Here is a 25,668-nt window from a genome sequence, read left to right on the forward strand (position 1 = left end):
AAGGTTCTGACCAATACCGTGGTTGGTTCAACTCATCACTCATCACATCTGTTGCCAACAATGGCGTAGCACCTTACAAACAAATCTTGTCACAAGGTTTTACCCTTGACGGTAAAGATGAGAAGATGTCTAAATCTCTTGGAAATACCATTGCTCCAAGCGATGTTGAAAAACAATTTGGTGCTGAAATCTTGCGTCTCTGGGTAACAAGTGTTGACTCAAGCAATGACGTGCGTATCTCTATGGATATCTTGGGTCAAGTTTCTGAAACCTACCGTAAGATTCGGAATACGCTTCGTTTCTTGATTGCTAATACCTCTGACTTTAATCCAGCTGAGGATGCCGTAGCTTACGAAGAACTTCGCTCCGTTGATAAATACATGACTATCCGCTTCAATCAATTAGTAGAGACTATTCGCAAGGCTTATGCGGACTTTGAGTTTCTAACTATTTATAAAGCGATTGTCAACTTTGTGACTGTTGACTTGTCTGCTTTCTATCTGGACTTTGCCAAAGATGTCGTCTATATCGAAGCAGCTAAATCATTGGAACGACGTCAGATGCAGACTGTCTTCTATGATATTTTGGTTAAAATCACCAAGCTTCTGACTCCAATCTTGCCGCACACAGCAGAAGAGATTTGGTCTTACCTAGAGCATGAAGAGGAAGAATTTGTTCAGTTATCTGAATTGCCAGAAGCTCAGACTTTCCCAAATCAAGAAGAAATCTTGGACACTTGGTCTGCCTTTATGGACTTCCGTAGTCAGGCTCAGAAAGCCTTGGAAGAAGCCCGCAATGAGAAGGTTATCGGGAAATCATTGGAAGCGCACCTGACTGTCTATCCAAATGAAGTCATCAAGACTTTGCTTGAGGCAGTCAACAGTGATGTGGCTCAGCTTCTTATCGTTTCACAATTAACGATTGCTGAAGGACCTGCTCCAGAAGACGCTCTAGTCTTTGAAGATGTAGCTTTTGTCGTAGAGCATGCGCAGGGGCAAGTCTGTGATCGCTGCCGCCGCATTGACACAACAGTTAAAGAGCGCAGTTATCAAGCCCTTGTCTGTGACCACTGTGCAGAAATTTTAGAAGAAAACTTTGTTCAAGCTGTCTCAGAAGGCTTTGAGAGCAAGTAAGTTTCCAAAATAAAAAATGGCTTTGCCCTTTAGTGGTAAGCCATTTTTTAGATAGATCGATTTGAAAATTTGTTAATTTAAAACCAAATTAGCAAAAACAAACAGTTGCAAATGCAACTGTTTTCTGTTATACTAGTCATATCTTAGGAGTGCTTATTTTAGCCAAGATGTTTTGGAGCTGAAAGAGCTCAGAGGAAGTCAGTTGCTGCAGAGCCTGACTGGCGTAGGTATTTTCAAAGCCAATCAGCTGGTCGTAGAGTTTGAGAGTCTGACTGCTGGGATAGAGCTCTTTGAACTTCTTATTTTGAGCTTTGGTCTTTTTAATAATCAAGCCTCTATCTTCCAGTTTTCCTAGAGAACGGCTGAGCGTAGTCTTGTCAATCTGCACCAGCTCTGCCAGTTGTGATTGGCTGAGACCTTCATTTTCGACGATGCGAATGAGCAATAGAAACAAATTATTGTCTAGGTCGTAGTTACTGGCTTTCTGATTCATTTTCATCATGGCTTGTCTGGAAATAAATCCCATTTGACGGAAAAGTTGACGATAATCCATAGGAACTCCTTAATAGTTGCATTTGCACTTATTATACATTAAAAAGTTAGAGGAAACAAGTATGTGGTCTAGGAAAAAATTAACAGAGCTGAACCCGATAGAATTTTATCAAATCATAAAACTGCGCATCGACACCTTTGTGGTGGAGCAGGAGCGCATTTATCCTGAGCTGGATGAGAAGGACCTAGAAGCAGTGCATGTTTACCACGCTAATGAACAAGGGGAAATTGATGCTTATGCCCGTGTCTTTGAAGAGGGAGAGCATTTAGTCTTTGGTCGAGTAGTCACAGCTCAGTCAGCACGAGGACAGGGCTTAGGAGGACAGCTTATCAGAGAAATCTTGCAATTATGTGCTGAGAAATGGCCAGGAAAGGAAATTGAAATAGAGGCTCAGGTTCAGGTGGCTGTTCTCTATGAAAAGTATGGCTTCAAATCAGTTGGCCAACCCTTTATTTTTGAATCGACACCTCACATTACCATGATCTATAAACAATAAAAAACTAAGGTCTGGCCTTAGTTTTACTGTTTAACAGGAATAGAAATTTCGATTAGATTATTAGCGTAAATCGTGCGGATAGCAGCTCTATCAATAGTATTTGCATCAATTTTTCTCTTCAAGAAAAATTCTCTGATTTTTTCGATTTCCTGTTCGCGTACAGCACGGTGCATGTTTGAAATCAAGATTTCATAGTGAAGAGGAGCTTGTGTAAAAACAACATCGCTGTTTCCAGCAGAATAAACTTCGACTAATATCGCATCGGTGCTTTCCAATTGGCTTTTGACAAGGTCAGCATGACTGTTTGTTGTATTAATAAGCTTCATACGATTTCCTCCTGCTTTATACCTGCTATTATTATAACATGTTTGCTATAAATTGTGAATGATTTCTTTAAGCTTTAAGCGCATTTTTCCAAGCTTGGATACCCCATTTATGGCTGCCGCGTTTGAGTGTTTCAATAGCTTCATCGACTGGGAACCAGGCAAGCTGATTGAAATCTTCCAACGGTTTTTGGACTTCTTGGAAAGAGGTGACCTCATACAGGTAGGCTGGGTTGTAAAAGTAGGCGTCGCGATGGCGAGAGTAAAAATATTCATCAGCTTGTCCAAGATAGCGGCCAAGCTGGGCTGTGAATCCAAGTTCTTCCATCAGCTCGCGTTCAAGGGCAGTCTGATGGTTTTCCCCCTCTTCAATCTCTCCACCGGGCAGAAACCAAGCCCCATTAGGCGCCTGGACCAAAATAATCTTTTCTTTCTTTTTATCTGGGATGACAGCATAGACTCCGTAGCGGGTCACATATTCTACATTTGCTTCCTTTTCACCAAAGGTTGGATTTGTCATTCTAATATCCTCAATCTCTAGTCAGTTTACTATCTATCATAATGGACTAAGGACCAGCTGTCAAGAATTTACTCAGTTTATTGGACAGAAAAAGAATGATAGTCTTTGAAAGAAATCTCTTTCAAATAATAAATTCCTTCCTCCGACCGTTTAAAAAAACTCTTCTTTATAGGAATGGTAAAACATTTATAGAAGAAATTGTTATAATAGTAACGAGGTGGTTTTATGACAGAAAGCAGACTTTTTAAAATCTTATATCTTCTTTTAGAGCGAGGCCGCGCAACAGCTCCCGAATTGGTCTCACAGTTTGAAGTATCTATTCGGACCATCTATCGAGATGTGGACAAGCTGAGTTTGGCAGGAATCCCCATCTATTGCAGCCCAGGCAAGGGCGGGGGCATTTTTCTGATGAAGGATTTTGTCTTAGAAAAAGCCTTGTTTTCAGAGTCTGAGAGGGATGAGCTATTAGCTGCTCTTCAAGGCTTGCAGATTTTAACAGATGGCGAGCAAGTAGAGACCTTGGCTAAGCTACAGTCCTTGTTTCAAGTTCAGGCGTCTTCCTGGCTGGAGGTGGATTTCACTGACTGGCGCAAGAAAGCAGATCAGAAAGAACTGTTTGATACCATTAGACAAGCAATCTTGCAAAGAAGAGTCTTGTCATTTTCTTACTTGAATGGGCGTGGAGAAAGAGAGCAGCGCAGGATAGAGGCGTTGAAGTTAGTATTTAAAAGTCAAGATTGGTATGTTGCTGGCTTTTGTCATTTAAGACAAGCTCCGCGCTTTTTTAAACTCAGCAGAATGAGAGAGTGTCATATGTTAGAGGAACGATTTAGGCAGAGAGTCTTGGATGAGAAATTTAGTCCTGAGGAGCGGCTAGGAGATACTGTAAAAGTCATTTTGAAATTTGACAAGAAGCATGCCTTTCGAGTGTACGAGGAGTTTTCAGAAGCAGAGATAGAGGAGACTGATGGGAGCCTTTATGTCCAAACGCATTTGCCGAGTCACGATAGTCTTTATACCTACTTGCTATCCTTTTTGGAGGGAGTTGAAATCCTAGAGCCGCCTCGGTTACGGGAAGAATTCAAAGAAAAGTTAAAAGCTATTGCCGATATTTATAAAAGCTGACAGAGGTTGTCAGCTTTTCTTTGCTATACTGTTTGTAGTAAAGAAAGGAGGGCTCTCTCATGAAATATGAATGGAGAAAAGCCAATCGAGAAATCTATCAAATCAAGTCTGAACCCTGTTTCATAGATGTTCCTGCCCAGTCTTTTATCATGATTGACGGCAAGGGCAATCCTAATGCTGCTGACTTTTCGGAACGAGTTGGTGCTCTGTACAGCTTAGCCTATGCTATCAAGATGAACTACAAAAAGACAGCGGCCGAGCAAGAATTTACTGATTTTACAGTTTATCCCTTGGAAGGACTTTGGCAGCAAGAGCAAGCAGGAGAACTGATTAAAGAAGAATTGATTTATACCATTATGATTGGGCAGCCGGACTTTATCACTGGAGAAATGGTGAAAAAGGCTCTGGAACAAGTCCGTGTCAAAAAGCCTAATCCTCTCTATGATGAGATTCGCTTTGAAGAAATGACGGAAGGAGCGTGTGTCTCCATGCTGCATCTGGGTCCTTTTGACGAAGAACCTCAATCCTTCGCTAAAATGGATGCCTTTTGCCAGAGTCACCAGCTGACACGGATTTCAAACACTCATAGGGAAATCTATCTCAATAATCTGAATCGGACAGACCCTAGCAAGCTGAAAACAATTCTGCGCTACAAGGTTCAGAAAGATTAATAAAGAAATAGAGCAGAAAACTAACTGTTTTCTGTTCTATTTTGTCGACATTTATTTTTCTTCTTGTGATGAGTTAACTGACTCTGTGCTTTCAGTTTTCTTGGCTGACTTGATGAGAATCTTGCCATTGCTGGTCATGATAGCTTTGAGATCTTTTTCGCTTGGATTTTCCAGATAAAAGTCAGTAATAGCATCTTCGATATGGTCCTGAATGGTACGGCGCAGTGGGCGAGCGCCCATTTTTGGATCGTAGCCCAGGTCAACCAATTTTTCTTTGACCTTCTCTGTAACATCCAGATGAATGTCGTTGGTTGCCAAACGTTGATTGACATCGTCCAGCATCAGGTTGACGATTTGCAGCAGATTGTCCTTGCTGAGCGCCTGGAATTCGATAATGCCGTCAAAGCGGTTCATAAACTCAGGACTGAAGAAGTTGCCCAATTCACCCAAGACGGAGTTGGTGCGGCCTTCACGCGCTGCTCCAAAGCCAACGCTGGCTTCAGCTTTGCCAGTTCCAGCATTAGATGTCATGATGATAATGGTGTCCTTGAAGCTGACAGTTCGTCCTTGGCCATCAGTCAGGCGGCCATCATCTAGAACCTGCAGGAACATGTGCATAACATCGGGATGGGCTTTTTCCACCTCATCCAGCAGAATGAGTGAGTAGGGATTGCGGCGGACGCGCTCAGTCAATTGACCAGCTTCATCATAGCCAACATAGCCCGGAGGGGCACCGACCAGCTTGGCCACGCTGTGTTTCTCCATGTATTCACTCATATCAAAGCGAATCATACTGTCAGCCGAGCCAAAGAGCTCAATGGCTAGTTGCTTAGACAGCTCAGTCTTACCGACACCAGTAGGGCCGACAAAGAGGAAGCTACCGATTGGGCGATTAGGACTTCCTAGTCCGACCCGGTTGCGGCGGATGGCCTTGGCGATCTTATCTACGGCATCGTCTTGGCCGATGACATGAGCCTTTAGGTCGCTGGCGAGATTGACTAGTTGAGACTGTTCTTTTTCTTTGAGGTCGCCAACTGGGATATTGGTCTTTTGCTCTACGATGTGCTCAATCGTTTTCTCGCTGATAATCGGAGTATCCTTGTCTAGCACACTTGTCTGCTGGAGTTCCTTGTACTTAGCAATCTGGTCACGGAAGTAAGCTGCTTTCTCGAAATCTTCGTCACGAGTCGCCTGAGCTTTAAGATTTTCGGCCTCAATCAGACGCTGGTCAATGACCTTGGGATCAACAAAGTTGAGGGTCAGATTCATTTTGGATCCGGCCTCATCCAAGAGGTCAATAGCCTTGTCTGGCAGGAAGCGATCTTGGATGTAGCGGTTGGAGAGAAGGGCAGCAGCTTCAATGGCTGCATCTGTGTACTTGACGTGATGGTAGTCTTCGTATTTTTTCTGAATCCCTTTGAGGATGGTAACCGTTTCTTCAACAGTCGGCTCGTCTACCTTAACGGGCTGCATACGGCGCTCCAGTGCAGCATCCTTCTCAATAATACGATATTCGTTGAGGGTAGTTGCTCCGACCATTTGGAGTTCTCCGCGAGCCAGAGCTGGTTTGAGGATGTTTCCAGCGTCCATATTGCCATCGCCAGCAGAGCCTGCTCCGACAATTTCATGGATTTCATCAATGAAGAGAATGACATCCTGACGAGAACGAATCTCATCAATGAGCTTCTGCATTCTCTCCTCGAATTGGCCACGGATACCAGTTCCCTGTACTAAGCTGACAACGTCTAGGCGGATAACTTCCTTGCCTTGGAGTTTATGAGGCACATCGCCATCGACAATTTTCTGGGCCAGACCTTCCACCACGGCAGTTTTTCCGACTCCTGGCTCTCCTATGAGAACAGGATTGTTTTTGGTGCGGCGGTTGAGGATTTCAATGACACGGACGATTTCTTCATCACGGCCAATAACAGGATCAATCTCGCCTCGGCGAGCCAACTCAGTCACGTTGATACCAAACTCTTCCAGCAGGCCTTTTGGCTTTTGCGGACTTGGCTGAGGCTGACCACCCTTGCTTGGATTAGAGCCGTAGCCGCCACCGCCTCCATAGGCTCCGCCAGATTGGGTCGGAGGAGTAGTTGGTTCCTGAGGCTGTTGAAAATTGCTGAGGCTGTTAAAGAAGTCATCAATAGGATCTGTTCCGTGATTGTTGGCATTAGCAATTCCGCCGAACAAGGAGTGTTCGGGGTCTGTTTTCATGATTTGGTAGCAGTTTTGGCACAAATCCACCTGCTGTTTATGGCCATTTACATTAGTATAAAGGTGAATCGTAGATTCATTGATTTTACAATTTTGACAAAGCATGCAGATACCTCTTTTCTTTTAGTGTGCAAGCTATTTATAGAAATAATTAAAGGTCAAAAATAGTCAAAGTTTTATAGTTTCATTATATCAGTATTCTCGAACTTTGCAAGAATTTACTACAAAATCCTCCCTTAGACCGAGCAGAATGAAAACAAATTCTTGAAAAATTACAAAAAATTGGCTTTTAGTGGTATTTCAGTCGCTATTTATGGTAAAATAAGAGGGAACTAAGTAAATAGGAGAAACAAAATGGAATCACATTTAGTTAGAATTATCAACCGCTTAGAAGCTATGGCTAAGGATGGCGGAAATTTGAAACGTAATTTTGAGCGTGAAGGAGTGGTTGTAGCAGAAGTAGCTTACAGTTACGACGAAGAAAACGGCTCTGTCTTCACCTTGCGTGATGTTGCTGCGCGTGAGACCTATACTTTCGACAGCATCGATTTGATTGCAATGGAAATTTATGAATTACTCTACTAAAAAGCACGTCGTTGCTTTTTATTTTTACCCTTTTTATCTTATTTTGAAAAAGATTTAGTAGGTCTGAAAATTTTACCACTAGATGCCAATGAATCCTCGTCTTATAACCTTGTATAAGAAAAAGTTATAGGCTGAGCACAGATTTTTTTGGTATAATGAAAAAGATAATGAAAAAGAAATGAGAATGACATGGCCCAGATTATTGATGGTAGAGGTTTGGCAGAGAAGCTTCAGAAAAAATTGGCCGAAAAAACGGCTCGCCTCAAAGAAAAGACAGGTCAGGTTCCGGGCTTGGTAGTGATTGTGGTGGGAAATAATCCAGCCAGTCAAATCTACGTGCGTAATAAAGAGCGCTCAGCCTTGGTTGCTGGCTTTCGGAGTAAGGTAGAACGTCTGCCAGAAGCAACCAGCCAAGAAGAGCTCTTGAGCTTGATTGAAACTTATAATCAAAATCCGGACTGGCATGGCATTTTAGTCCAACTACCTTTGCCTGAGCATATTGATGATGAAGCTGTGTTGCTGGCCATTGATCCAGACAAGGATGTTGATGGCTTTCATCCGCTTAATATGGGCAAGTTATGGAGTGGCCATCCGGTTATGATTCCAGCTACTCCTGCAGGCATTATGGCCATGTTCCATGAATATGGCGTTGAACTGGAAGGTAAGCGAGCGGTTGTCATCGGGCGGAGTAATATTGTCGGTAAGCCCATGGCTCAGCTCCTTTTAGCTAAGAATGCGACTGTGACCCTAACGCATTCGCGGACCCACAATCTAGCTAAGACTGCTAAGCGGGCAGATATTTTGGTGGTGGCTATCGGTCGTGGACATTTTGTGACCAAGGACTTTGTCAAGGAAGGAGCTGTTGTCATTGATGTCGGTATGAACCGAGATGAAAATGGCAAGCTGATTGGCGACGTTAAGTTTGATGAAGTGTCTGAACTTGCCAGTCTGATTACCCCTGTGCCTGGAGGTGTTGGGCCTATGACCATTACCATGCTGATGGAGCAGACCTACCAAGCCTTTAAACGGAGTCTTGAATCATGAAATTTGTTTTTGATTTGGATGGGACCTTGTCCTTTGATTATATGACGATTGATGAGGAGATTAAGCAGGTTCTGCTAACGGCTCCTCAGTTTGGGCATGAAGTTCTGTTTGCTTCGGCGCGTTCCTACCGAGATTGTCTGGGACTATTAGGTCCGGAATTGAGCCAGCAGATAGTGATTGGCCTGAACGGCGGAGTGGCTTATCAAAAGGGACAGCTGATGTTTGAGCGTCAGCTGCATCAGTCAAGTTATCAAGCCATTTTAGATACTTGTTTGACCTATAATTTGCCTTTTTTCGTTGATAATACTTTTGACTACAGCGGCCAGATTTTAGAAAAAATTCCTTTTATTGCCAGTGTAGATCCTCTCAAGCGGGCAAGACGGCTGGAACTGACTGAACTCCAGCATCCTATTAAGCTTGTTATTTACATGGGAAATCATGAGCAACTCTTAGACGATTTACAGGCTCGTTTTACAAACTTGCCTAATCTAAGTCTAGACTATCATGAACATGAGAAATGTTTTTATATCAATCCGGCTGAAACCAATAAAGCTTCAACTGTAAAGGAATTATGCGGTTCGGATTATGTGGCTTTTGGTAATGATCAAAATGATATCCAGCTCTTTAAGAATTCTCTCTACGCTGTGCAGGTTGGGGATTTCTCAGGATTGAGCGATTATGCTGATGAGCAAGTCGCCTTTCAGGAAAATTTACCCAAGGCAGTCGCAGCAAGAATCTTACAAAAATTTGCAGATTTCCGGGAAAAATAACTTTCTTGCGATACGAGGCACCTGTTTAGGTGCCTTTTGGTGTATAATGAAGATAGGTTTGGTCATATTGAGACCAGTGCAGGATGAAGTTGGTCTAGGAGAATATCATGGTAAAAAATGCTGAAAATATTTTAAAAAGAGTCATTAGGGAACGTCCCTTGGATAGTCACAAAGGCGATTACGGCCGTCTTTTACTGATTGGGGGGACCTATCCTTATGGGGGCGCCATTATCATGGCAGCTTTAGCGGCAGTTAATAGCGGAGCCGGTCTGGTGACTGTTGCTACAGAGAGAGAAAATATCGCCCCTCTGCACAGTCATTTACCAGAGGCTATGGCCTTTGACCTAGAGGAGCAAGACCGATTGACAGAGCAGCTGACCAAATCAGATGTTGTCTTGATTGGTCCTGGCTTGGCGGAGAATCAACTAGGCCTAGATATTCTACAAAAGGTAGTCCAGACTGTGTCAGAACAGCAGATACTTATCATGGATGGCGGCGCCATCTCACTTTTTAGCAAGGCAGCTTTGCCATTTCCAAAAGCCCAAACAGTTTTTACCCCTCACCAAAAGGAGTGGGAAGGTTTATCGGGTTTGAGCCTGTCAGATCAGGCAGCGGCAGCCAATCAGGCGGCGATCAATCAGCTGCCTCTGGGCAGTATTGTCGTACAGAAAAAGCATGGGACGACCATCTATCAAAGTGGTCAAGAGCGGGTCTTTGAGCTGACAGTAGGCGGACCTCATCAGGCAACTGGCGGCATGGGAGATACGCTGGCTGGTATGATTGCCGCATTTGCTGGACAGTTCAAGTCAAGCAGTCTCTTTGAGCGAGTGGCGGCTGCAACCCTTCTTCACTCGCTTATCGCAGATGAACTGAGTCAGGAAGCTTATGTCGTCCTGCCAACGGCAATCAGCAGGGTCATTCCAAAGTGGATGAAGGAGATGAGTCAGTAGACTTTTTCTTGGGTTTTAAGTCAGCTGGGTTTCTTTTGTGGAAGCCCAGTTTTTTTCTTGCTTTTCAGGGGATTTTTAGACTTTGTAATCGGTTTTTTATGCAGTTTTTTGTTATAATAAAAGTTACGGAAAAACAAGAAAAGAAAGGAAAAGGGCATGCCAGAATATTTGTCGGTTTCGACCTTGACCAAGTATCTGAAGATGAAGTTTGAGCGGGATCCTTATTTGGAGCGGGTCTATCTGACTGGCCAGGTGTCCAATTTCCGCCGACGTCCCAATCACCAGTATTTCTCATTGAAAGATGAAAAGGCCGTCATTCAGGTTACAATTTGGTCTGGTGTCTACCAGAAGCTGGGCTTTGAGCTGGAAGAAGGCATGAAAATCAATGTGATTGGCCGGGTACAGCTCTATGAGCCGAGCGGTTCCTATTCTATCATCATTGAAAAAGCAGAGCCGGATGGTATCGGTGCCTTGGCTATCCAGTTTGAACAGCTCAAGAAAAAACTGGGAGAAGAAGGGCTTTTTCAAGAGAAATTCAAGCAAGCCTTGCCCCAATTTCCTAAGAAAATCGGCGTTGTAACCAGTCCTAGCGGAGCGGTCATCCGAGACATTATCACGACGGTCAGCCGTCGCTTCCCGGGAGTGGAGATTGTCCTTTATCCGACAAAAGTGCAGGGAGATGGGGCTGCAGCTCAGGTTGCTGACCACATCAGACTGGCCAATGAGCGATCGGATTTGGATGTACTGATTATTGGCCGAGGTGGTGGTTCTATCGAAGATCTCTGGGCTTTCAACGAAGAGGAAACAGTTCGGGCTATTTTTGAGTCTCGGATTCCTGTTATCTCTAGTGTCGGCCATGAGACAGATACGACTTTGGCGGACTTTGTAGCAGATCGAAGGGCTGCGACTCCAACGGCTGCAGCTGAGCTAGCAACACCGGTCACCAAGCTGGACCTGCTGGGACATTTGCAGCAGCAGGAAAACCGCATGTCACGAGCGATTTCCAATCGCCTGAGCTATTATCGAGAGCGACTGAATAAGCTGACCCAGTCGGTTATCTTCCGACAGCCAGAGCGGCTTTACGATGGCCATCTGCAGAAATTAGACCAGCTCAACCTGCGACTGAAGCAAAAAATTCGCGAATATTATAGTGAAGAGCAACAGCGGGTCAAAATCTTGCAGCATCGTTTGGAAGCATTGAATCCGCTCAGTCGCGTTCAGCATCTTCAGGAGCAGACTGCCCAGCTGGAGCGTTTGCTGCGCAGCAACATGGCGGTCATTTATGATAAAAAGGTGGCTCAAGTCAGGAGATTGTCCGAGGCCTTGCTTATGCTGGATACCAGTCGAATCGTGGCGCGTGGCTATGCTATTGTCCAAAAGAATCAAAAGGTTGTCGAGTCAAGTGCTGGCATTGAAGAAAAAGATGAGCTGACCCTGCTCATGCGGGATGGGCAGCTGGAAGTAGAGGTAAAACATGTCCAAAGAAAAGAAATTTGAAGAAAACTTAGCAGACTTGGAAGTTATCGTCCAAAAGCTGGAAAATGGTGATGTAGCGCTAGAAGAGGCGATTGCGGAATTTCAAAAGGGGATGAAGCTTTCAAAGGAACTCCAGGCAAGTCTGGACAAGGCTGAAAAGACCTTAGTTAAGGTCATGCAGGCAGACGGCACAGAAACGGAAATGGAATGACAAGAAACGAGAAACTGGAAAAGATTGGTCTGACGATTGAGGATTTTTATAAATCTCAGCAAGTGTCGTCGGATTTATCAGAAGTTATTTTGTACTCTGTGAAGGCCGGAGGCAAGCGAATTCGTCCCTTACTGCTATTGGAGTTAATACAAGCCTTTGGCATAAAGCTGGAAGAGGCTCACTATCAGGTCGCGGCGGCTCTTGAGATGATTCACACTGGCAGCCTTATTCATGATGATTTGCCGGCTATGGATGATGACGACTATCGTCGCGGACGCCTGACTAGCCATAAGAAGTTTGGAGAGGATATGGCTATTTTGGCGGGTGATTCTCTCTTTCTGGATCCATATGGACTATTGGCAAGAGCCGAGCTGCCTAGCCAGGTCAAGGTGGACTTAATTTCTGAGTTGTCTCTGGCAGCAGGGAGCTTTGGTATGGTTGCGGGTCAAGTTCTGGACATGCAAGGCGAAGGCCAAGCAATTAGTTTAGAAGATTTAAAAACTATCCATGCCAATAAGACTGGAAAACTTCTGACGTATCCTTTTGTCGCAGCTGGTTTGATTGTTCATGCCCAACAGTCTATTCAAGACAAGCTTCGTAGGATTGGAGAGCTCTTGGGCTTGGCCTTTCAAGTGCGAGATGATATTTTGGATGTGACAGCCAGCTTTGAAGAGTTGGGTAAAACCCCGCAGAAAGATTTAGCTGCGGCTAAGTCGACTTATCCAGCCTTTCTGGGACTGGATGGAGCTAAGAGCTTTTTCAATCAGACTCTTGATGAAGCTGTGGACATTCTGACAGACTTGGAAGAAAAGACAGAGTTTTCAGGCGGAGAAATTCAAAAGATAATAGAAAGTTTGAGATTGAATGGCTAAGGAAAGAGTAGATGTGCTGGCCTACAGACAAGGGCTCTTTGAGACCAGAGAGCAGGCTAAGCGTGGTGTAATGGCTGGACAGGTTATTGCTGCGGCCAATGGCCAGCGCTTTGACAAGCCTGGTGAAAAGATTGACGCAGCCACAGAGCTGCGCTTAAAAGGCGAGAAACTCAGATATGTCAGCCGAGGCGGCCTCAAGCTAGAAAAGGCTTTGCAAGTCTTTGATATTTCGGTCACTGACCGAGTGACCTTGGATATCGGAGCTTCGACTGGCGGTTTTACAGATGTCATGCTGCAGCACGGAGCTAAGCTGGTCTATGCAGTAGATGTTGGTACTAATCAACTGGCTTGGAAGCTTAGACAGGATGAGCGGGTCGTCAGCATGGAGCAGTTTAATTTTCGCTATGCCCAAAGGACTGACTTTGAGCAGGAGCCGAGCTTTGCCAGTATTGATGTCAGCTTTATATCGCTGAGTTTGATTTTGCCAGCTCTGCATGAGATTTTGGCTCAGGATGGCCAAGTGGTCGCCTTGATCAAGCCCCAGTTTGAAGCGGGACGCGAGCAGATTGGGAAAAAAGGGATTGTCAAGGATAAAAAGGTCCATTTGGCAGTTCTGGAAAAGGTCACAGCATTTATGATGGAGGCTGGATTTTCTGTCAGGGGACTGGATTTTTCGCCTATTCAGGGAGGTCAGGGCAATGTAGAATTTCTGGCCTATTTAGAGAAGAGTACAGAACCACAGGCTCTTGATTCAGCACTGATGACAGCTGTCGTAGAGGCAGCACACAAGGAATTTAAGGATGAATAAGAAGGATAGATTAGAAAAGATTAGACGCTTTGTCAGTGACTATGACATTGGCACACAGGAGGAAATTGTAGAACATCTCAGGGAGTCTGGGATTACAGCGACCCAGGCCACGGTCTCTAGGGATATCAAGGAGCTGGGGATTGTCAAGATACCGCTTAAGGACAACACTTATATCTACGAGCTGCCTAAGACCATGACCAGCAGTCTGGGTTTGGCCGAAAATAACATCCTGTCCTGTCAGATTTTGGGAAATATGCTCAATCTCAGTCTGGTACCGGGGAGCACAGCACTGGTCAAGCGTCATCTTAGGAATGAATTTGCTGAGGATATTTTCAGTATCTTGGCAGACAACGACAGTATTTTGATGGTTATGATGACAGAGGAAGCAGCCGCAAGGATTGCAAGCATCATTCACCATTGGTAGGAAAGCCTATGTTATTAGAAATTTCGATTAAAAATTTTGCCATTATTGAGGAGATTTCCCTTAATTTTGAGCAAGGTATGACGGTTTTAACCGGGGAAACCGGAGCCGGCAAGTCTATTATTATTGATGCGATGAACATGATGCTAGGCAGCCGCGCGACAACGGATGTTATTCGTCATGGGGCAGCCAAAGCTGAGATAGAGGGACTTTTTTCGCTGGAAAATAGCAGAGCTTTGCGAGAGATTTTTGAGGAGCAAGGCTGGGAGCTGACCGATGAGCTGATTATCCGTCGGGAAATCCTGCAAAATGGCCGAAGTGTTAGCCGTATCAATGGCCAGATGGTTAATTTGTCTGTTCTAAAGGCTGTCGGCCAGCATTTAGTGGATATCCATGGTCAGCACGATCAGGAAGAATTGATGAGACCCCAGCTTCATATTGCCATGCTAGATGAGTTTGGAACAGCAGACTTTTTGCATCTCAAGGGTCGCTATCAGGAAACCTTTGACCGCTATCGAAGCTTGCGCAAGCAAGTCCTGGCTTTGCAGAAAAATCAGCAGGAGCATAGGGCCAGGATTGAGATGCTGGAATTTCAGATGACGGAGATTGAGAGCGCAGCCCTCAAAAGCGGTGAAGATACTGCCCTGCATCAGGAGCGAGATCGTTTGCTTAATCACAAGCTCATTGCCGATACGCTGACGAACGCCTATACTATGCTGGATAATGAAGATTTTTCCAGTCTGACCAATGTCCGCTCAGCTATGAATGATCTTGAGTCTATCGAGGATTACGATCCAGCCTACAAGGAGCTTTCCGGCAGCTTGTCAGAGACTTATTATGTCTTGGAAGATGTCAGCAAGCGCCTAGAGGACATTTTAGATGGACTGGACTTTGACGGAGATCGGCTGCTGCAGGTGGAGAGTCGCTTAGACTTGATTAACAGTATCACGCGTAAATACGGCGGTCAGGTAGATGATGTGTTGGATTACTTTGCTCAGATTTCCAAAGAATACAGCCTTTTAACTGGAAGCAACTTATCCTCAGAGGATATGGACCGAAAGCTGAAGGCCTTGGAGAGAGAGCTGGTAGAGCTGGCCCAGGAGCTGAGTCAGGCTCGTCACGGCCTGGCAGTCCAGCTGGAAGCGGAAATCAAGCAAGAGCTGCAAGACCTCTACATGGAAAAGGCGCGCTTTAAAGTGCAGTTCAATAAGGGCAAGTTCAACCGTGAAGGCAATGAACAAGTAGAGTTTTACATATCAGCAAATCCGGGCGAGGAATTTAAACCTCTGGTGAAGGTTGCGTCTGGCGGGGAACTCTCCCGTCTCATGTTGGCTATCAAGTCTGCCTTTTCTCGTAAGGAAGGCAAGACCAGCATTGTCTTTGACGAAGTGGATACGGGCGTTTCTGGCCGAGTGGCCCAGGCTATTGCTCAGAAGATTCACAAGATTGGCTCCAATGGGCAAGTCTTGGCTATTTCCCATCTGCCGCAGGTCATTGCGATTGCCGATTATCAGTTCTTTATTGAGAAGATTTCGGATGAGAATTCGACCGTCTCAACGGTTCGCCTGTTGACAGCTGACGAGCGGGTTCAGGAAGTCGCTAAGATGCTGGCTGGCGAAGATGTGACAGATGCTGCCTTGACTCAAGCCAGAGAATTATTAAAGAAATAAACAAGCGAGGCTGAGACACTAGTGTTTCGGTCTCCTTTAGGAGGAGCGCATATGACAGAATATTTTGCAATTGGTGATGTCCATGGTAAGGCTAGTATGCTAGATGAGCTGCTCCAGCACTGGGATGGTCGTAGCCAACTAGTCTTTCTAGGCGACTTGATAGATCGTGGTGAGGACAGCCGAGCAGTTTTGGAGCGGGTCAAGGACCTAGTGGACCAAGAGGGAGCTGTTTGTCTGTCTGGCAATCATGAGTATATGTTTCTGACCTGGCTGGACAATCCTGAAAAATCTTATGACCACTACCGACGTAATGGCGGAGATACGACGATTAATTCGCTTTTAGGCCGACCTCTCAATGCTCCTGTAGATGGAGTAGCAGACGCGGAACGTGTCAAGACGGAGGCAGCAGATTTAGTAGATTTTATTCGTCAGATGCCTTTCCTATTGGAGACAGAGCGGTATATTTTTGTCCATGCTGGCCTAGATTTGGAGCTGAAAGACTGGCGAGAGACCAGTGATTATCAAAAAGTTTGGATTCGCACGCCTTTTCACGAAGGTAGCAATCAGACTGGCAAAACGATTGTCTTTGGCCATACACCGACATTTTACCTCTTGCATGAGGCACCGGGAACTGACCAGCTATGGATGACTGAGGATGACAAGATTGGTATGGATGGCGGAGCTGTTTATGGCGGAGTCCTCCACGGAGTTCTCTTTGGTCATAATGGCATCATAGAGCGGTATGCCATAAAAAATGATGGTTTGGTAGCCGAAGACTGAAAAAGATTGGGAAAATCCAATCTTTTTTTGCTGAGATTCTCTTTGAAAACCAGCTTTTTCCTAAAATTTCCCCCCATAAAGCTAAAAAAGCTGAATGTAAACACTTTTTCATCTAATTTTAAAGAAGCGCAAAAAGATTAAAAAACTAAAACAAGCAGATTAAATTTAGGAAACGCTTGGCCTGAGCTGTGATTTTAGCGAATATTCCCCCACAAAACCATAAAAATTTGGTATAATGTAGTGTAATAACAAGTTAAAATTTAGATACAGAGTAGGAAATCTATGACAAAAATAAAAATCGTAACTGACTCATCCGTAACCATTGAACCAGAGGTTGCCAAGGAATTAGACATTACAATTGTGCCTCTCTCTGTTATGGTGGACGGGGTGGTCTATTCGGATTCAGACCTAGAGGAAGGTGAGTTCTTTCGTCTCATGCAGTCTAGTCGCAATCTTCCTAAAACCAGCCAGCCGCCCGTCGGAGTTTTTGCTGATGTTTTTGAGCACTTGGCAGAGGATGGAGCGCAGATTATCTCCATTCACATGTCTCACGCCTTATCAGGAACTGTCGAAGCCGCCCGTCAGGGAGCGACTTTGGCTAATGCTGATGTGACGGTTGTTGACAGCTCTTTTACTGATCAGGCTATGAAGTTCCAAGTCACTGAAGCAGCTAAACTGGCCAAGGAAGGAGTTAGACTAGAGGAGATTCTGACTAAAATAGAGGAAGTGAAGGAAAAGACAGAGCTTTATATCGGTCTCTCTACCTTAGAAAATCTGGTTAAAGGAGGCCGCATAGGCCGAGTTTCTGGTCTGATTAGCTCCTTGCTTAATATTCGGGTCATCATGCAAATGAAGGACCATCAGCTGGAGCCCATTGTCAAGGGCAGGGGAGCTAAGACCTTTAAAAAATGGTTGGATGATTTGACAGCAAGTCTGCAAATTAAGCAAGTGGCTGAAATTGGAATTTCCTATGCAGGCAGTCCAGAATTGGCACTAGAAATGAAGGAAAGTTTACAGCCGTATGTCAAGAATCCTATTTCAGTGCTGGAAACAGGGTCCATTATTCAGACACATACAGGGGAAAATGCTTGGGCTGTGCTGATTCGTTACGAATAAAACCATAATAATTTAGAAAATAGCGGCTTAGTACTTGACCTGAAAGCTATTTTTAGATATGATAATATTTGTTAGGGTTATCAACCCAGAAAAAATTTGGAGGATTTGTTAAATGGCTAACAAACAAGATTTGATCGCAAAAGTAGCAGAAGCTACAGAATTGACTAAAAAAGATTCAGCAGCAGCAGTTGACGCTGTATTTGCAGCAGTAACTGAATACCTTGCAGCTGGTGAAAAAGTTCAATTGATCGGTTTTGGTAACTTTGAAGTTCGTGAGCGTGCAGCACGTAAAGGTCGCAACCCACAAACTGGTAAAGAAATCAAAATCGCAGCTTCTAAAGTACCAGCTTTCAAAGCAGGTAAAGCTCTTAAAGACGCTGTAAAATAATTTTGATTAATAAAGCCTGATACACTTGCCTCTGGCGAGTATGTCAGCTTTTTCTTTTTGCTCTCAATTCTTGAGCTTAATAAAAGATTTAGGCGCTTCGAGAAAGTTGATTGATGAACTTTCTTGGAGTTTTTAGTTTGCAGTAAAGTGAAGGAAAATGTCTCTAATCAAAAGAGAATGATATAGGACAAACATTTTTAAAATCTTAAAATAAAAAGTTTAGGAGGTGAGAAATGAAATGGAAACCACTTCAGAGCTCATTGCGTCCTGTTAATCCTTTTGGCAGCAAATTTCGCCTGCTGAAGGGATTGTTTGTCGTGCTTTTTTCAATCTTTCTATTACCCATGCAGACATTGACTGCTTTGGAGGAGCAGTTGGTTTGAGCAAATGTCAGCGCGACTAAGACTTAAGCTTCAGTAAAAAGCTTTGAAAATCTAGAATATATGAAAAGTCTGTTATCTCAACTTTTGTTGGGAATAGCAGGCTTTTTATTTTTCAAGGAAAGATAAGCATTATAAGCAGTCAAATGCTTGAATTTTTCATAAAATTAAAAATAAGCTTGTATTTTTCTAGTAAGTATGGTAAACTATTTTAGTAAAAAATTATACAAAGGAGACTGTTGATGAAGACAAAAACATTAGCGCTCGTAAATGGACTTGTTGGACTTATTGGTGGTATTATTCTACTTTTGTGGCCTTTCTTCATTTGGGTTATTTATTTTATGCTAGGTGTATTTGACATCCTGAAAATTGCAATCCTAGCTTTGGGAATTGCTGGTATTGTTTACTATAAGGATGACAATCGTGTGGGACCAGCAGGCTCTATCTTGATGATTGTAGGTGGAATTTTTACCTTTAATGACTTCTTGGGCTGGATTGGTGCTATTCTTTCTATCATAGGCGGTTCCCTTTATTTAGCAAGCTTGAAGAGATTCCAAGCATAGAGCGAGGTACTAGTTTAAAGCTTGCATTGCCTTAAATGGATAAGCAATCACGCAGAAGCAGGATGACGAGCTTTGGTTAGTTCTGTCCTGCTTTTTTCTTTTTAGCTTATTTACAATCATTCTTAATAGCCAAGTAAGCCCAGTCATGGTATAATGGTAATGACTTAGATGAGAGGCTATAACGGAGCAAATAATGAAACAAGAACATCAGCATGACTTTGACCAAGTAATTGGCCATTTGCGCGCCAAGGGCGTGCGTATTACAGAAACACGGAAGGCGGTAATTGACTATATTATCCAAAGTCACGACCATCCTAGCGCTGAAATGATATATCAGGACTTGAAGCCCAATTTTCCTAATATGAGTCTGGCAACAGTCTACAATAATCTCAAGGTTCTGATTGATGAGGGCTTTGTCGCTGAGCTCAAGGTTCGCAATGATACGACGACCTACTTTGACTTTATGGGCCATCAGCACCTCAATGTCATCTGTGAAAAATGTGGCCGTATCGCTGATATGGAGCTGGAACTTCCTGATGTGAAGCATGAGGCTGAAGTGCAGACTGGTTACCACATCACCCAAAGCCAAACGACTGTCTATGGCCTATGCCCCCAATGCCAGCAAGAGGCGGTGTGACAGCTAGGGTGATTAGGAGTTTTTGGAGTCTCAAAGACGAACAAAGTTGCGACTCGCTTCGCAAATTCAATATGCAACTTCAAAGCAGTACTTTGAGCAATCAGCTATTGCGTTAAGATTCTATTCCTAATAAAAGGTAAGGCTAGAACTTATGTCTCTTAGCCTTTTTCTATGTGTTTTAGCAAGGCATGCTCGCAGGATATCATCTGAGCTTAGAGACGTTGATACCTAGTCAAGTACAGCACTTAGCAAGATCAGATATTTTAAGGACAACCCCTTATATACTTATGCTATTATTTTACAGGCCAATTCTCTTTTGATATAATGAAAGCAGAATAAAGCCTTGTACAAAGAGATTCAAAGAGTTCTAAAGGATTTACAATATAGGTAAATTCGTCATAAGTCTGTAGTATTGAAATCTTTAAGGGGTATTACTTTGTGGGTAGGTTTGATTTTTAGGAGGTCTTATGTTCTGGTGGAGAAAGAAATGGCTGGATGAGTTGTCAGACAGTGATGAATCGCCTCTTTTGGAATGTCGTCATCTTCTCTTTGAAGAGGAAGCTGGCTATCCTATTTGTCCTTCTTGCGGCAAGCTAATAAAGGAAAATCTTCCTCAAAACAGTGTGGATTGCTCACGTCTTTATCTGATTTATCAAAAGGTGAAGCGAGTATGGAGTGTCAAAATTGGAATTGCTTCGACACTGCTCATTATCATTCTATCTTATTGGTTGCCACAGGTTATAGGTGACTGGTTTCTATGGACAGGGGACTATGGATTTAGTAGATTTATTCCTTCTAGTTCTCATAATCCTACCTTATTTAGTGTGACACTTTTTGGCTACATTCCCTTATTTATCCTTTTTGTAGCAAGAGAACGTGTTAAGCGATTTTTTACCTTCTCTTTGAGGATTGAGCATTTTCATAAAATTCTTTATTCTTGGCCAGTTCAGTTTACTCTCTTTATCTTTGTTATCATCTTATTAAGTACTTATATGCCTAAGTTTTACGAAATGGAAGGAGAATCGTTGATTGTCAAGCAAATTCAGCTAACTCCCGCCCAGCAGATTAAGGGAGTAGAGCTCTTTGTCTTTGTCAATATGCTTTGTAACTGGATAGTAGCAGGCTTGTTGGCCATTCATCAACTGATAGATAGGCGGCGGACTTGGTGGCTCAAGGAAGCTAACAAGGTTTATCTGTCTGGTGGGTGTTAATATGAAAAGAAATTTAGATTTTTAGGAGGTCTTATGTTCTGGTGGAGAAAGAAATGGCTGGATGAGTTGTCAGACAGTGATGAATCGCCTCTTTTGGAATGTCGTCATCTTCTCTTTGAAGAGGAAGCTGGCTATCCCATTTGCCCCTCTTGCGGTGGACTCATAAAAGAGAATTTTCCTAAGAAAGGCGCGGACAAAGCACGTCTGCACCTGATATGGGAGAAGATGCAGCGAGTATGGAGCGTAAGATTTGGAAGGGAATTTTCAGCAGCTTTGTTTGTGATACCAGCTATTTTTCTTCCAGAATTTTTAAGCCGTTGGATTTTAACCACTCGAGATTACGGCTTTTCTAGCTTTTTCATTGCTAGCCGTCATACGCCTACAATGATTAGCTTTACTTATGAAGGCTATATTCCTTTATTCATCTTTTTTATGGGCAAAGAACGCTTTAAACGTTTCTCTACTTTTTCTTTAGGATTTGAGCGTTTTCATAAAATCCTTTATTCTTGGCCTGTTCGGCTTGTTACCTTTATCACTGTTATTTGCTTCATTAATATTATTATGCCAAAGATTTATGGGGTTGAAGGAGATGTCTTTATAGGTAAACATACCCAGCTAACTCCCGCCCAGCATGCTAAAGGTGTAGAACTTTTCATCTTTGTCAATATGCTCTCCATATGGATTGTATCTGGCTCACTGCTTATTTATCAGTTGATAGATAGGCGGCGGACTTGGTGGCTCAAGGAAGCCAACGAGGTTTATCTATCTGGCGGGTGTTAAAGAAAAGGTTTCTGCCCGGAAATACAAAAGCGCTTTCTTGCTGAAAAAGGTCTGATTTGACGAAATAGGCTAGCTTTTTAGGCGAAAATTTTGTAAAATAGAATAGATAAACGGGGACTGCCTCGGAAAATAAAAGGAGAATCCATCTAATGGTAAAATTAGTTTTTGCTCGCCACGGTGAGTCTGAATGGAACAAAGCGAACCTTTTCACTGGTTGGGCTGATGTTGACTTGTCTGAAAAAGGTACACAGCAAGCAATCGACGCTGGTAAACTGATTAAAGAAGCTGGTATCGAGTTTGACCAAGCTTACACTTCAGTATTGAAGCGTGCGATTAAGACAACTAACCTTGCTTTGGAAGCGGCTGATCAGCTTTGGGTACCAGTTGAAAAATCATGGCGTTTGAACGAGCGTCACTATGGCGGTCTGACTGGTAAAAATAAGGCAGAAGCAGCTGAGCAATTTGGTGATGAGCAAGTGCATATCTGGCGTCGTTCATACGATGTATTGCCTCCAAACATGGATCGCGATGATGAGCACTCAGCACACACTGACCGTCGTTATGCTTCACTTGACGACTCAGTAATTCCAGATGCTGAAAACTTGAAAGTGACACTTGAGCGTGCCCTTCCATTCTGGGAAGACAAGATTGCTCCAGCTTTGAAAGATGGCAAAAATGTCTTTGTAGGTGCACATGGTAACTCTATCCGTGCCCTTGTAAAGCACATCAAACAATTGTCTGACGATGAAATCATGGATGTGGAAATTCCAAACTTCCCACCATTGGTATTCGAATTTGACGAAAAATTGAATGTAGTAAAAGAATACTACCTTGGAAAATAAGCTTAAAGGAATCTGAGATTATTCTCAGGTTCTTTGCTTTTCCAGAGAGGAAGGACAAGGGTTGCTGGAAGTCTTGTCAGCAAGTCTTTTCTGTTCCGAGGTTTAGCGGATTTCCTCTTAACTCGTCCACATTTTCAGATTTTCTATCAGTTTTGAAACATTCATCGAGCTGGATTTATGGTAAAATAAAGGTCAGAACTTTTACTAGAATGAGAGAGAAGATGGCAAGGAAGAAGAGAAAATTTGACAGTCATTCCATCACCAGAAGGCTTTATCTTCTGTTTGGAATCGTGATGTTTTTGTTTTTAGCCTTGATTGCCCGTCTAGGCTATATGCAGGTGGTCAATCAGGACTTTTATACGGATAAGTTGGCCAAGGCCAGCAAGACCAAGATTACCACTAGCTCAGTACGTGGGCAGATTTATGATGCTACTGGCAAGCCTTTGGTGGAAAATACGACCAAGCAGGTGGTGACCTATACGCGAGATAATCGCCTGACGGCTGGGGAGATTCGGGCGACAGCTCAAAAGCTCCTGGGCTATATCAGTGTCAGCGATACAGAGGTGACAGACCGCCAAGAGGTGGATTATTATTTGGCGGACAGCGCAGTCTATCAGGAAGTAGTGGAAAAGCTACCCAAGGACAAGAAATTTGATACAGATGGTAACCGCCTGCCTGAGTCCAAAATCTATAAGGCGGCAGCTGAAAGCATTGACCCTAAGCAGCTGGGCTATACGGATGAGGAAAAGAAGGCCATCGTTCTCTTTAGTCAGATGAATGCGATTTCCAACTTTGCGACGGGGACCATCCAGACAGATGCACTGACAACAGAGCAGGTAGCTGTACTGGCTTCCAGCAGCAAGGAGCTGCCAGGTATCAGTGTCTCAACGGGCTGGGACCGCAAGGTCTTGGATACCTCGCTGGCTTCTATCGTGGGTAATATCTCGACAGAAAAGACTGGACTTCCGGCTGAAGAAGTGGATGATTACCTGAAAAAAGGCTACTCTCTCAATGACCGGGTGGGGACCTCCTATCTGGAAAAGCAGTATGAGTCAGTCCTGCAAGGCAAGCGAGCTGAGAAAGAGATTCATCTGGACAAAAATGGTAATATGGAGAGTGTGGAAAATATCTCTGACGGCAGTAAGGGCGACAATCTCAAGCTGACGGTGGACTTGAACTTCCAGCAGGGAGTGGAGGACATTCTCAAAAATGCCTTTAATGCGGAGTTGGCGAGTGGCAATGCGACATACTCTGAGGGCGTCTATGCCGTAGCTATGGATCCCAATACCGGCGCTGTCTTGGCTATGGCAGGTATCCGGCATGATCTAGAAACAGGAGAAAGCTCAGTCGATGCTCTGGGAACCATGACCAATGTCTTTGTTCCGGGATCTGTGGTCAAGGCTGCAACATTGACCTCGGGCTGGGAGAATAATGCCATTAGCGGCAACCAAGTCCTGACAGACCAGCCGATTAGCTTTGGCGGTACGGACAGTATCACTTCTTGGTTCACCCAGTATGGTTCACGTGCCATCACAGCTCAAGAGGCTTTGGAATACTCTTCCAATACCTATATGGTGCAGGTGGCGCTGAAGATGATGGGGACGCCATACTCAGCGGATATGAAGCTGGATTTTGATGAGCTAGATCCGTCCATGAAAAAGCTGCGGTCGACTTTTGCAGAATACGGTCTAGGAACTTCGACAGGGATTGATTTGCCAAATGAGTCCACAGGCTATCTTCCAGACAAGTTTACCTTTGCCAACTATCTGACCAATTCGTTCGGCCAGTTTGACAATTATACGACGCTTCAGCTGGCTCAGTATGCCTCAACAGTAGCTAATAACGGCAAGCGTGTAGCTCCGCATATCGTTGAAGGCATTTACGGCAACAGCGACCAAGGAGGCCTCGGTGATTTGGTGCAGAAAATTGACACCAAGGAGCTGAACCAGGTCAATATCTCTGACGAGGATATGAGCATTATCAAGCAAGGTTTTTATCAAGTGGTTCATGGCAGCAGTGGTTTTACGACTGGTCGGACCATTTCTCAGGGAGAGAGCGTGCCAATCAGTGCCAAGACTGGTACGGCTGAGACCTTTGTGGACAAGGGTAAGAAAGAAGCCATCAATACCAATGTCGTGTCCTATGCACCGAGTGAGAAGCCGCAGATTGCGGTGGCGGTGGTGTTCCCTCACAATACGGACCTATCTTCTACTGTCAGCCACAGTATCACTCGTGATATTATCAATCTTTACAATCAACAACACCCTATGAATTAGTGCTCAATGAAAATCATCAGCAAACGGAGAAAGCTTAAGTTGTCAGTGCTCAAGTAGAGCAATCTGGTTTGAGGAGATTTTTTGAGAATAGAGAAAGGATTTTATGCTTTACCCAACCCCTATTGCCAAGCTGATTGACAGTTTTTCAAAACTGCCCGGCATTGGCATCAAAACAGCCACTCGACTGGCTTTTTACACTATTGGCATGAGCGATGACGATGTCAATGAATTTGCTAAGAATCTTCTGGCTGCTAAGCGTGAGCTGAGCTACTGCTCTGTCTGTGGCAACCTGACGGACGAGGACCCTTGTGCAATCTGCCAAGACCAGTCGCGCGATCAATCGACTATTTTGATCGTTGAGGACAGCCGAGATGTGTCAGCCATGGAAAATATCCAGGAATACCACGGACTTTATCATGTCCTGCACGGTTTGATTTCACCTATGAATGGCGTTGGACCGGACGATATCAATCTCAAGAGTCTGATTACTCGTTTGATGGATAGTGAAGTGACGGAGGTTATCGTCGCGACCAATGCGACTGCGGATGGCGAAGCGACCTCCATGTACATCTCACGAGTTCTGAAGCCCGCTGGGATTAAGGTGACTCGTCTAGCGCGTGGTTTGGCGGTTGGCTCCGACATTGAGTATGCGGACGAGGTCACATTGATTCGCGCTATCGAAAATCGGACGGAATTATAAACATCAAGGATTTTTCTGGCTTTAGCTGGCTGGAAGAGTCCTTTTTCTGTTCAAAAATGCTGGGAATTGTGATATACTAAAACGGACTGATACAGAAGCTCCTGCTTAGAAGAATCGACTAGCTAGGTAGATGCAAAACCAAGCTTTTTA

Annotated in this window: 30 protein-coding genes; 26 read left to right on the forward strand and 4 right to left on the reverse strand. The window is 44.1% G+C overall.

Annotation, left to right across the window (positions count from 1 at the left end; all coding sequences use genetic code 11):
• A partial coding sequence (locus tag RP262_RS06500) for a class I tRNA ligase family protein (RefSeq protein ID WP_311154629.1) occupies window positions 1-1,133 on the forward strand: 1,133 nt, incomplete at its 5' end.
• Between the two features lie 136 nt (window positions 1,134-1,269).
• Here RP262_RS06500 and RP262_RS06505 read toward each other — a convergent pair.
• On the reverse strand, window positions 1,270-1,686 hold the full coding sequence (locus RP262_RS06505) for a MarR family transcriptional regulator (RefSeq protein WP_311154630.1): 417 nt from the start codon (window positions 1,684-1,686) through the stop codon (window positions 1,270-1,272).
• A 61-nt stretch (window positions 1,687-1,747) separates the two neighbouring features.
• On the opposite strand from RP262_RS06505, the gene RP262_RS06510 reads away from it, so the two are divergent.
• Window positions 1,748-2,182 (forward strand): GNAT family N-acetyltransferase, encoded by a 435-nt coding sequence (locus RP262_RS06510; protein WP_048772692.1) that lies wholly within the window; start codon window positions 1,748-1,750, stop codon window positions 2,180-2,182.
• A 23-nt stretch (window positions 2,183-2,205) separates the two neighbouring features.
• Here the strand turns inward: RP262_RS06510 and RP262_RS06515 are convergent, their stop codons facing one another.
• Window positions 2,206-2,508 carry a DUF1827 family protein gene (locus tag RP262_RS06515; protein WP_002898025.1) on the reverse strand — a complete coding sequence of 101 codons (303 nt, stop codon included), beginning with the start codon at window positions 2,506-2,508 and terminating at the stop codon, window positions 2,206-2,208.
• Between the two features lie 67 nt (window positions 2,509-2,575).
• Window positions 2,576-3,025: an NUDIX hydrolase gene (locus RP262_RS06520; protein WP_175859106.1), complete on the reverse strand. Its 450-nt coding sequence runs from the start codon at window positions 3,023-3,025 to the stop codon at window positions 2,576-2,578.
• Between the two features lie 225 nt (window positions 3,026-3,250).
• Here RP262_RS06520 and RP262_RS06525 point away from each other — a divergent pair, with 225 nt between their 5' ends.
• Together RP262_RS06525 and RP262_RS06530 are read left to right on the forward strand one after the other, a co-directional pair.
• Window positions 3,251-4,150, forward strand: a complete 900-nt coding sequence (locus RP262_RS06525; protein ID WP_311154631.1) for a YafY family protein — start codon at window positions 3,251-3,253, stop codon at window positions 4,148-4,150.
• Window positions 4,151-4,209: 59 nt separating this feature from the next.
• Window positions 4,210-4,821 (forward strand): GyrI-like domain-containing protein, encoded by a 612-nt coding sequence (locus RP262_RS06530; RefSeq protein WP_311154632.1) that lies wholly within the window; start codon window positions 4,210-4,212, stop codon window positions 4,819-4,821.
• 51 nt (window positions 4,822-4,872) lie between these two features.
• Here RP262_RS06530 and RP262_RS06535 read toward each other — a convergent pair whose 3' ends face one another.
• Window positions 4,873-7,143 carry an ATP-dependent Clp protease ATP-binding subunit gene (locus RP262_RS06535; RefSeq protein ID WP_311154633.1) on the reverse strand — a complete coding sequence of 757 codons (2,271 nt, stop codon included), beginning with the start codon at window positions 7,141-7,143 and terminating at the stop codon, window positions 4,873-4,875.
• 249 nt (window positions 7,144-7,392) lie between these two features.
• On the opposite strand from RP262_RS06535, the gene RP262_RS06540 reads away from it, so the two are divergent.
• The 22 genes from RP262_RS06540 (at window position 7,393) to recR (ending at window position 25,518) form a co-directional block, all read left to right on the forward strand.
• The gene (locus tag RP262_RS06540) at window positions 7,393-7,623 is read left to right on the forward strand and encodes a DUF1797 family protein (RefSeq protein ID WP_002896146.1); all 231 of its coding nucleotides are present in this window, start codon (window positions 7,393-7,395) and stop codon (window positions 7,621-7,623) included.
• A 189-nt stretch (window positions 7,624-7,812) separates the two neighbouring features.
• Window positions 7,813-8,667: a bifunctional methylenetetrahydrofolate dehydrogenase/methenyltetrahydrofolate cyclohydrolase gene (locus RP262_RS06545; RefSeq protein ID WP_311154634.1), complete on the forward strand. Its 855-nt coding sequence runs from the start codon at window positions 7,813-7,815 to the stop codon at window positions 8,665-8,667.
• Window positions 8,664-9,437, forward strand: a complete 774-nt coding sequence (locus RP262_RS06550) for an HAD hydrolase family protein (RefSeq protein WP_311154635.1) — start codon at window positions 8,664-8,666, stop codon at window positions 9,435-9,437. Before RP262_RS06545 ends, RP262_RS06550 begins: the two co-directional genes overlap by 4 nt.
• 107 nt (window positions 9,438-9,544) lie before the next feature.
• Window positions 9,545-10,387, forward strand: a complete 843-nt coding sequence (locus RP262_RS06555; protein ID WP_311154636.1) for an NAD(P)H-hydrate dehydratase — start codon at window positions 9,545-9,547, stop codon at window positions 10,385-10,387.
• The gene (locus RP262_RS06560) at window positions 10,363-10,599 is read left to right on the forward strand and encodes an initiator RepB protein (protein WP_311154637.1); all 237 of its coding nucleotides are present in this window, start codon (window positions 10,363-10,365) and stop codon (window positions 10,597-10,599) included. The genes RP262_RS06555 and RP262_RS06560 overlap by 25 nt, the downstream gene beginning before the upstream one ends.
• Window positions 10,544-11,884 (forward strand): exodeoxyribonuclease VII large subunit, encoded by a 1,341-nt coding sequence (gene xseA / locus RP262_RS06565; protein WP_311154638.1) that lies wholly within the window; start codon window positions 10,544-10,546, stop codon window positions 11,882-11,884. Before RP262_RS06560 ends, xseA begins: the two co-directional genes overlap by 56 nt.
• Window positions 11,862-12,074, forward strand: coding sequence for an exodeoxyribonuclease VII small subunit (locus RP262_RS06570; RefSeq protein WP_002896137.1), 213 nt, complete (start codon window positions 11,862-11,864; stop codon window positions 12,072-12,074). Before xseA ends, RP262_RS06570 begins: the two co-directional genes overlap by 23 nt.
• Complete coding sequence (locus tag RP262_RS06575; RefSeq protein ID WP_311154639.1) at window positions 12,071-12,946, forward strand: farnesyl diphosphate synthase; 876 nt, start codon at window positions 12,071-12,073, stop codon at window positions 12,944-12,946. Before RP262_RS06570 ends, RP262_RS06575 begins: the two co-directional genes overlap by 4 nt.
• On the forward strand, window positions 12,939-13,754 hold the full coding sequence (locus RP262_RS06580) for a TlyA family RNA methyltransferase (protein ID WP_311154640.1): 816 nt from the start codon (window positions 12,939-12,941) through the stop codon (window positions 13,752-13,754). Before RP262_RS06575 ends, RP262_RS06580 begins: the two co-directional genes overlap by 8 nt.
• Window positions 13,747-14,178, forward strand: a complete 432-nt coding sequence (locus tag RP262_RS06585; protein ID WP_311154641.1) for an arginine repressor — start codon at window positions 13,747-13,749, stop codon at window positions 14,176-14,178. Before RP262_RS06580 ends, RP262_RS06585 begins: the two co-directional genes overlap by 8 nt.
• 8 nt (window positions 14,179-14,186) lie before the next feature.
• On the forward strand, window positions 14,187-15,845 hold the full coding sequence (gene recN / locus RP262_RS06590) for a DNA repair protein RecN (protein ID WP_311154642.1): 1,659 nt from the start codon (window positions 14,187-14,189) through the stop codon (window positions 15,843-15,845).
• Between the two features lie 51 nt (window positions 15,846-15,896).
• A complete protein-coding gene (locus RP262_RS06595; RefSeq protein ID WP_311154643.1) occupies window positions 15,897-16,625 on the forward strand; it encodes a metallophosphoesterase in 729 nt (242 codons plus the stop codon).
• A 282-nt stretch (window positions 16,626-16,907) separates the two neighbouring features.
• Window positions 16,908-17,741: a DegV family protein gene (locus RP262_RS06600; RefSeq protein ID WP_311154644.1), complete on the forward strand. Its 834-nt coding sequence runs from the start codon at window positions 16,908-16,910 to the stop codon at window positions 17,739-17,741.
• A 112-nt stretch (window positions 17,742-17,853) separates the two neighbouring features.
• The gene (locus RP262_RS06605; RefSeq protein WP_001284636.1) at window positions 17,854-18,129 is read left to right on the forward strand and encodes an HU family DNA-binding protein; all 276 of its coding nucleotides are present in this window, start codon (window positions 17,854-17,856) and stop codon (window positions 18,127-18,129) included.
• 233 nt (window positions 18,130-18,362) lie between these two features.
• Window positions 18,363-18,512, forward strand: a complete 150-nt coding sequence (locus RP262_RS06610) for a hypothetical protein (protein WP_311154645.1) — start codon at window positions 18,363-18,365, stop codon at window positions 18,510-18,512.
• A 239-nt stretch (window positions 18,513-18,751) separates the two neighbouring features.
• Window positions 18,752-19,072 carry a hypothetical protein gene (locus RP262_RS06615; protein WP_002896121.1) on the forward strand — a complete coding sequence of 107 codons (321 nt, stop codon included), beginning with the start codon at window positions 18,752-18,754 and terminating at the stop codon, window positions 19,070-19,072.
• A gap of 193 nt (window positions 19,073-19,265) precedes the next feature.
• The gene (locus RP262_RS06620) at window positions 19,266-19,709 is read left to right on the forward strand and encodes a Fur family transcriptional regulator (protein WP_002896119.1); all 444 of its coding nucleotides are present in this window, start codon (window positions 19,266-19,268) and stop codon (window positions 19,707-19,709) included.
• Window positions 19,710-20,176: 467 nt separating this feature from the next.
• A complete protein-coding gene (locus RP262_RS06625; protein WP_311154646.1) occupies window positions 20,177-20,920 on the forward strand; it encodes a hypothetical protein in 744 nt (247 codons plus the stop codon).
• 33 nt (window positions 20,921-20,953) lie between these two features.
• Window positions 20,954-21,700, forward strand: a complete 747-nt coding sequence (locus RP262_RS06630) for a hypothetical protein (RefSeq protein WP_311154647.1) — start codon at window positions 20,954-20,956, stop codon at window positions 21,698-21,700.
• A gap of 149 nt (window positions 21,701-21,849) precedes the next feature.
• Entirely contained in the window at window positions 21,850-22,542 is a 693-nt protein-coding gene (locus RP262_RS06635) for a phosphoglycerate mutase (RefSeq protein WP_002898001.1), read from the forward strand.
• A gap of 209 nt (window positions 22,543-22,751) precedes the next feature.
• Complete coding sequence (gene pbp2b, locus RP262_RS06640; protein WP_311154648.1) at window positions 22,752-24,818, forward strand: penicillin-binding protein PBP2B; 2,067 nt, start codon at window positions 22,752-22,754, stop codon at window positions 24,816-24,818.
• Window positions 24,819-24,921: 103 nt separating this feature from the next.
• Entirely contained in the window at window positions 24,922-25,518 is a 597-nt protein-coding gene (gene recR, locus RP262_RS06645) for a recombination mediator RecR (RefSeq protein ID WP_002897999.1), read from the forward strand.
• Window positions 25,519-25,668 lie beyond the last annotated feature (150 nt).

Source organism: uncultured Streptococcus sp., assembly GCF_963456385.1.
Classification (GTDB): Bacteria; Bacillota; Bacilli; order Lactobacillales; family Streptococcaceae; genus Streptococcus.

Coding starts and splice junctions, on each gene's coding strand:
- RP262_RS06505 (WP_311154630.1), bottom strand. CDS start 1,686: ATGGATTATCGTCAACTTTTCCGTCAAATGGGATTTATTTCCAGACAA.
- RP262_RS06510 (WP_048772692.1), top strand. CDS start 1,748: ATGTGGTCTAGGAAAAAATTAACAGAGCTGAACCCGATAGAATTTTAT.
- RP262_RS06515 (WP_002898025.1), bottom strand. CDS start 2,508: ATGAAGCTTATTAATACAACAAACAGTCATGCTGACCTTGTCAAAAGC.
- RP262_RS06520 (WP_175859106.1), bottom strand. CDS start 3,025: ATGACAAATCCAACCTTTGGTGAAAAGGAAGCAAATGTAGAATATGTG.
- RP262_RS06525 (WP_311154631.1), top strand. CDS start 3,251: ATGACAGAAAGCAGACTTTTTAAAATCTTATATCTTCTTTTAGAGCGA.
- RP262_RS06530 (WP_311154632.1), top strand. CDS start 4,210: ATGAAATATGAATGGAGAAAAGCCAATCGAGAAATCTATCAAATCAAG.
- RP262_RS06535 (WP_311154633.1), bottom strand. CDS start 7,143: ATGCTTTGTCAAAATTGTAAAATCAATGAATCTACGATTCACCTTTAT.
- RP262_RS06540 (WP_002896146.1), top strand. CDS start 7,393: ATGGAATCACATTTAGTTAGAATTATCAACCGCTTAGAAGCTATGGCT.
- RP262_RS06545 (WP_311154634.1), top strand. CDS start 7,813: ATGGCCCAGATTATTGATGGTAGAGGTTTGGCAGAGAAGCTTCAGAAA.
- RP262_RS06550 (WP_311154635.1), top strand. CDS start 8,664: ATGAAATTTGTTTTTGATTTGGATGGGACCTTGTCCTTTGATTATATG.
- RP262_RS06555 (WP_311154636.1), top strand. CDS start 9,545: ATGGTAAAAAATGCTGAAAATATTTTAAAAAGAGTCATTAGGGAACGT.
- xseA (WP_311154638.1), top strand. CDS start 10,544: ATGCCAGAATATTTGTCGGTTTCGACCTTGACCAAGTATCTGAAGATG.
- RP262_RS06570 (WP_002896137.1), top strand. CDS start 11,862: ATGTCCAAAGAAAAGAAATTTGAAGAAAACTTAGCAGACTTGGAAGTT.
- RP262_RS06575 (WP_311154639.1), top strand. CDS start 12,071: ATGACAAGAAACGAGAAACTGGAAAAGATTGGTCTGACGATTGAGGAT.
- RP262_RS06580 (WP_311154640.1), top strand. CDS start 12,939: ATGGCTAAGGAAAGAGTAGATGTGCTGGCCTACAGACAAGGGCTCTTT.
- RP262_RS06585 (WP_311154641.1), top strand. CDS start 13,747: ATGAATAAGAAGGATAGATTAGAAAAGATTAGACGCTTTGTCAGTGAC.
- recN (WP_311154642.1), top strand. CDS start 14,187: ATGTTATTAGAAATTTCGATTAAAAATTTTGCCATTATTGAGGAGATT.
- RP262_RS06595 (WP_311154643.1), top strand. CDS start 15,897: ATGACAGAATATTTTGCAATTGGTGATGTCCATGGTAAGGCTAGTATG.
- RP262_RS06600 (WP_311154644.1), top strand. CDS start 16,908: ATGACAAAAATAAAAATCGTAACTGACTCATCCGTAACCATTGAACCA.
- RP262_RS06605 (WP_001284636.1), top strand. CDS start 17,854: ATGGCTAACAAACAAGATTTGATCGCAAAAGTAGCAGAAGCTACAGAA.
- RP262_RS06610 (WP_311154645.1), top strand. CDS start 18,363: ATGAAATGGAAACCACTTCAGAGCTCATTGCGTCCTGTTAATCCTTTT.
- RP262_RS06615 (WP_002896121.1), top strand. CDS start 18,752: ATGAAGACAAAAACATTAGCGCTCGTAAATGGACTTGTTGGACTTATT.
- RP262_RS06620 (WP_002896119.1), top strand. CDS start 19,266: ATGAAACAAGAACATCAGCATGACTTTGACCAAGTAATTGGCCATTTG.
- RP262_RS06625 (WP_311154646.1), top strand. CDS start 20,177: ATGTTCTGGTGGAGAAAGAAATGGCTGGATGAGTTGTCAGACAGTGAT.
- RP262_RS06630 (WP_311154647.1), top strand. CDS start 20,954: ATGTTCTGGTGGAGAAAGAAATGGCTGGATGAGTTGTCAGACAGTGAT.
- RP262_RS06635 (WP_002898001.1), top strand. CDS start 21,850: ATGGTAAAATTAGTTTTTGCTCGCCACGGTGAGTCTGAATGGAACAAA.
- pbp2b (WP_311154648.1), top strand. CDS start 22,752: ATGAGAGAGAAGATGGCAAGGAAGAAGAGAAAATTTGACAGTCATTCC.
- recR (WP_002897999.1), top strand. CDS start 24,922: ATGCTTTACCCAACCCCTATTGCCAAGCTGATTGACAGTTTTTCAAAA.